General features: G+C 62.1%; 5 protein-coding genes. 1 reads left to right on the top strand and 4 read right to left on the bottom strand.

Annotation, left to right across the window (positions count from 1 at the left end; translation table 11 throughout):
• From M0954_RS22525 to yghU, 4 genes are all read right to left on the bottom strand, one after another.
• Positions 1–833: hypothetical protein (locus tag M0954_RS22525; protein ID WP_297355578.1), on the bottom strand; the 833-nt coding region annotated here is incomplete at its 3' end.
• Complete coding sequence (locus M0954_RS22520; protein ID WP_122156985.1) at positions 830–2,020, bottom strand: diguanylate cyclase; 1,191 nt, start codon at positions 2,018–2,020, stop codon at positions 830–832. The genes M0954_RS22520 and M0954_RS22525, both read right to left, overlap by 4 nt.
• Positions 2,021–2,143: 123 nt before the next feature.
• The gene (locus M0954_RS22515) at positions 2,144–2,869 is read right to left on the bottom strand and encodes a Pr6Pr family membrane protein (RefSeq protein WP_297355576.1); all 726 of its coding nucleotides are present in this window, start codon (positions 2,867–2,869) and stop codon (positions 2,144–2,146) included.
• A 9-nt stretch (positions 2,870–2,878) separates the two neighbouring features.
• On the bottom strand, positions 2,879–3,751 hold the full coding sequence (gene yghU, locus M0954_RS22510; RefSeq protein ID WP_122156989.1) for a glutathione-dependent disulfide-bond oxidoreductase: 873 nt from the start codon (positions 3,749–3,751) through the stop codon (positions 2,879–2,881).
• Between the two features lie 215 nt (positions 3,752–3,966).
• Between yghU and M0954_RS22505 the strand changes: the two genes are divergently transcribed.
• Positions 3,967–4,816, top strand: an 850-nt coding sequence (locus M0954_RS22505; RefSeq protein ID WP_297355574.1) for a Crp/Fnr family transcriptional regulator, incomplete at its 3' end; no start/stop codon positions are given.

The raw sequence follows: 4,816 nt of genomic DNA, 5'->3' as shown, positions 1-4,816 counted from the left end.
TCGCTGCGCTCGGCTGCTTCGTCGCTACGCACCATCAGCGAAGCGAGCATGACGCCGACGGCGAGCGCGGAACTGACAACCACCAGCGCGGCGATCACGGGTACGCGCGCGTTGGCGCTTTCACCCAGAATGCTCACGCCAGGCTGGCGTTTCGCCCAGACACACCATAAGGTCGCACCGGCGAGCACGAAACCGGTGCCGTTCAATGGCGCGACAACGAAGAGCTCGCCCCATCTCCACAAGCCGCCAATTGCCATGCTCTGACACAGCAACCCGATAATGCCCGTGAGAACCGTGCCGTAGATGAAGACTCGCGGGCCGACTGCGTTGCGCGGTCCAGCCAGTCCACGCAAATGCAGAAGCGCGCCGCCGCAGAACACAAAGCCGATTGCGGTCAACGCCGCCACGGGATAGGACTGGGACGCCGGATCGGCAAGGAGCCTATCCAGGTAACGGGCGTCGAGCGAGAAGCCGAGCCGTTGCAACCATTCGACCAGCACAACGGCGCCGGCACACATCAGCGTGAATGGAGCAATCAGGGACATACGCGTCGATCGCACGCTGCCGCCCGTCTCGCGCAGCATCCCGGTGGAGGCGACCAGGAAGCAGAACGCGTTGAACGGCAGCACATCGCTGCATGCGCGCGTGATTCCCGCTACATGCAGCAGTGCCAGCGAAAGTTCGTAGACTGCACCGGCAAACAGCAGCCATGCTGCTCCACGGCAACTCACGAGCGCATCTGAACAGGCGCGCAGCTTCCGGCCAATAAAAGCACGGGCCAGTAAATGTGTGATGGCGCGGCCACCAGGGCGCCGCGGGATAGACCAGTTCATGCGGCGGCGCTATCGGAAGTAGAGATGCTCAAATCGCCCGAGGCGCGAAACGCGCTCAATGGCCGCATGCGGTCACCAGCCGTGGTCAGCAGCGCGTCGAGCGTGCCACCATCCGCGGGCCACGCCGCTGTGCCAACACGGACAGCCGGCGACACCGGCAAGCCGTCGATGATGTCGATCAGTGTGTCGAGTTGCCCGGCCAGCGAGACGGCCATCGTCGCCGCACGTGAACCGCCGGGGACCGGAATCCGGTCCGGCACCAGAATCGCGATCTGGTCATCGGCGGCACGCACGAGTACATCGGATGGTCCCAGCACGCGGTTGATGCGTTCGAGGACGGCGCGCAACAGCACGTCGCGAGCCTCGAAGCCCCACGCATCGCGAACCGGCTTAAGCGAGTCGATACAGAGCAGGATGATCGACAGGGAGCCCGTGTTGCCCAACTGACGCTCGGGATCCCTGGAGAACTGCTGGGCGAGCCAGTGCCGGCTATGCAGACCTGTGGCGGCGTCAGTGTCGAGCTGCGTTTCAAGAGCGCCACGCTGACGCTCGGTGTGCGCCACCTCGCTGACGACGCGCGAGCGCAACGCGTGCAGCGTCGCCACAACAAGCATGACGAGCGCCGCCAGCGCGCCCCACAAAACGAGCGCCCAGCGCGTGTGGGCACGTTCACGCCCGTTCAGCAGTTGGGCTTCCTGGTCCGCGAAGGCCTGCAGCGTTGCGCGGATCACCCTGCGATCCGCTTCATAGCCCGGATCGGCCAGCAACGCCTGCGCAGCGCCGTTGCGGCCCTCCTTCATGTCATCGCGGAGTTCGTCGAGGCGGGCACGTATCCGGGCCATCGCCCCACCGATGGTCTGCAGCCGTGACACCTGTTCCGTATTGTCGGCCGTCAGCGTCAGCAACTGGGCGCGCAGTATCTCGGAGCTGACGTAGGCATCTTCGATCTCTTGCATGACCGCCGTGCGATCGCCGGCCCGCGAATCGATGGTCGGCACATCGAACACGTAACGCAGCATGGACGAATCGCGGACAACCATCGTGATCCGCATCTCCGACTCGAGCCGCATCACCTCGTAGGAGTGCTGGATCCAGTCCGATTGCGATTGCTGCATGGTCGCGCCGAGCCCGACGCAGGCGAGAATCGCCGCGCCTAGCGCAGTTGCGATCCGTACACGGCGGCGCATGAGAGTTTCGAAATTCGGCACGATTTACCTTGGGCGACATCTGTCACACAAGTTATCGGCAAATGTTCGCGCAACTTCAATGGCAGCCGCGTACGTAGGTGTATTTACCGAGGTATATTTATCCTACGAATGCCGCGCGTCGGCCGCAGATGTCGCAGGCGCTGGACGTGAGCGGCGATGATTGATCGCTACGAATACGCCCATCAGAAGGAAGAAACCGAGCAACAGCAACAGGGCATTGATGAGCACACGCTCGTAGCCGAGCTCGCTTACGTTAATGAAAGGATAGGGGTAAAAGTCTGTTTCGCTGCCGCGCCAGAGCGTTATCAACAGATAGCCGACCGGATAGATCAGCCAGAAGAGACAATCGCGCAGCAGCAGATGGAAGCGGGGAACGAATAGCAGCCAGTACAGCGTGCATAGCAGCGGTATGACCGTATGCAGCAATTCGTTGAGCAGCGCGCGGTAGCCGTACGGCGTCCATAGATGGCGCAGCAAGGTGTTGTAAGCGATGCCCACGAACACGATATAGACGACCACGGCGGTGAGCACTGGCGGCTTACGGAAGAACCGCCCGGGTGCGGAGCGTGCCCGCATGGCTACAAACGAAAAGCTGATCGCGACGACGAGCGTTGTGAGGTTCGTCAGGTATGCACTGATACGCTCGATGCCGTCGATCATGCCCAAGCCGCGAAACAGCATCCTGCCAATCGTGATGTCGCTCTGTGCGGCGAAGCCCACCCATGCGAGCACCGCAATCAGCGATGCCACAGTCACCGACGCGAAGCTCGGCGTCGGCAGCGGCAATTCAGATGAGTGCGGCTCAAGGTGAGCGGAGCGCTTCGGCATGCTTCCCATCTATTTCGCGGCGGCGAGCTTGTCCTGCGTGTTGGTGTCGAAGTCCGTGGCGGCATGGCGCTCGTGCAGCTGATCCGAAAGCTCGCCAAAGACGCGATTGACCTTCCGACCACGCTTGACGGCCGGACGCTCGCCGATCGCATCGGCCCAACGCTGGACGTGCTTGTAGTCCTGCACCGAGAGGAATTCGGCCGCTCCATAAAGCCAGCCCTTTACCAGGCCGCCATACCACGGCCAGATCGCCATATCGGCGATCGTGTACGCGTCTCCCGCCATGTATTCGTTGTCGGCGAGCTGCTTGTCGAGGACGTCGAGCTGACGCTTCACCTCCATCGCGAAGCGGTCGATCGGATATTCCATTTTGCTCGGCGCATACGCGTAAAAATGGCCGAAGCCGCCACCGAGGTACGGGGCGCTGCCCATTTGCCAGAACAGCCACGACAGGCATTCGGCGCGTGCTCCCGGCTCGGTCGGCAAGAAAGCACCGAATTTTTCGGCGAGGTGCACCAGGATCGCGCCAGACTCGAACACGCGGATGGGCTTCGGTCCACTGCGATCGAGCAGCGCGGGAATCTTGGAGTTCGGATTCACGCCGACAAAGCCACTGCCAAACTGCTCGCCATCGCCAATCTTGATGAGCCAGGCGTCATATTCCGCACCGCTGTGGCCAAGCGCCAGCAGCTCCTCGAGCATCACCGTGACCTTGACGCCATTCGGCGTCGCCAGCGAATAAAGCTGCAGCGGGTGCAGGCCGACCGGCAACTCCTTGTCGTGCGTCGGCCCCGAAATCGGGCGGTTGATATTCGCAAAGCGGCCGCCGTTGTCCTTGTTCCAGGTCCAGACCTTAGGCGGTTCGTAATCGACAGTGCTCATGCTTGAAGCTCCTCGCGTCCTTGCATCGTGGGATGGGTGATTGGAAGCGAGATTAACAAATTGACGGAGAACGTGCTGTGCCGCTGAAACTCAGCGGCACAGCGGAAGAGGCAGCGCACATGTTGTGAGACGCCGTGGCGTCTCACAAGCGGAGTTACCATATGCAAGCAGCGCTTCTGCTGCAAAGACCGCATTTAGACTTGATCGAGCCCGCCATGAGCAACGACGCTTCAGGCAATTTCAACGAGCTGGCCTCGGGTGGCAGCCGCTACCATCAGGTGTATCCACGGCTGGATGAGGGACAACTGGCGATACTGGAGCGTTATGGCGAGCGCCGCAAGCTCAAAACCCACGACGTCCTCTATTCCGAAGGCGACCGGCACACCGGGATGTTCGCCATTCTCTCCGGGACGATCGAGGCATCCAGAAGGTCCGTTGAAGGCCCCGTATTGCTGGGCACACATGGCCCCGGCAGTTTCACCGGCGAGGTTGCCACGCTCGCGGGCCGGGCTGCGGTCGCAACGACGCGCGCGATCTCCGATTGCGAGGTCATCGTCATTGACGAGGAGTCACTGCGCGCGCTCGTGATCGCGGAAGCGGAGTTGAGCGAAACCATCATGCGCGCCTATATCTTGCGGCGCGTCGCTTTCATCCGCGGCGAACACGTGGGCGTGGTGGTGATCGGGAGCACATCTTCGGCCCCTACGCTACGCCTGCGCCACTTCCTGAGCCGCAACGGACAACCCTCGGCCTACTTCGATATCGTCGAGCACTCCGAGGCCAAAGAGCTTCTCACGCACTATGGCGCAACGGAAGCTGACATCCCGGTTGTAATCACGTTGCAAGGTGTGGCACTGAAGCAGCCGAGCCACCGGGCCGTCGCCGATGCAATCGGCCTGAGTCCAGACAGACTCAATGGCGAGCGCTTCGATCTCGTTGTGGTGGGTGCCGGACCTGCAGGGCTTGCAGCTGCGGTGTACGCCGCATCCGAGGGATTGAAGGTGGCGGTTCTGGACGCCAAGGCGCCCGGCGGCCAGGCCGGCACCAGTTCGAAGATTGAAAATT

The sequence above is a fragment of the Paraburkholderia sp. genome (assembly GCF_026225065.1).
Lineage (GTDB): Bacteria > Pseudomonadota > Gammaproteobacteria > Burkholderiales > Burkholderiaceae > Paraburkholderia.
Note: the sequence above shows the minus strand (reverse complement) of the source record. Positions and strands in the feature narration are given on the sequence as shown.

Bases quoted from the DNA above. Each gene is read 5' to 3' on its own strand.
- yghU (WP_122156989.1), bottom strand. From the start codon at position 3,751: ATGAGCACTGTCGATTACGAACCGCCTAAGGTCTGGACCTGGAACAAG.
- M0954_RS22515 (WP_297355576.1), bottom strand. From the start codon at position 2,869: ATGCCGAAGCGCTCCGCTCACCTTGAGCCGCACTCATCTGAATTGCCG.
- M0954_RS22520 (WP_122156985.1), bottom strand. From the start codon at position 2,020: ATGCGCCGCCGTGTACGGATCGCAACTGCGCTAGGCGCGGCGATTCTC.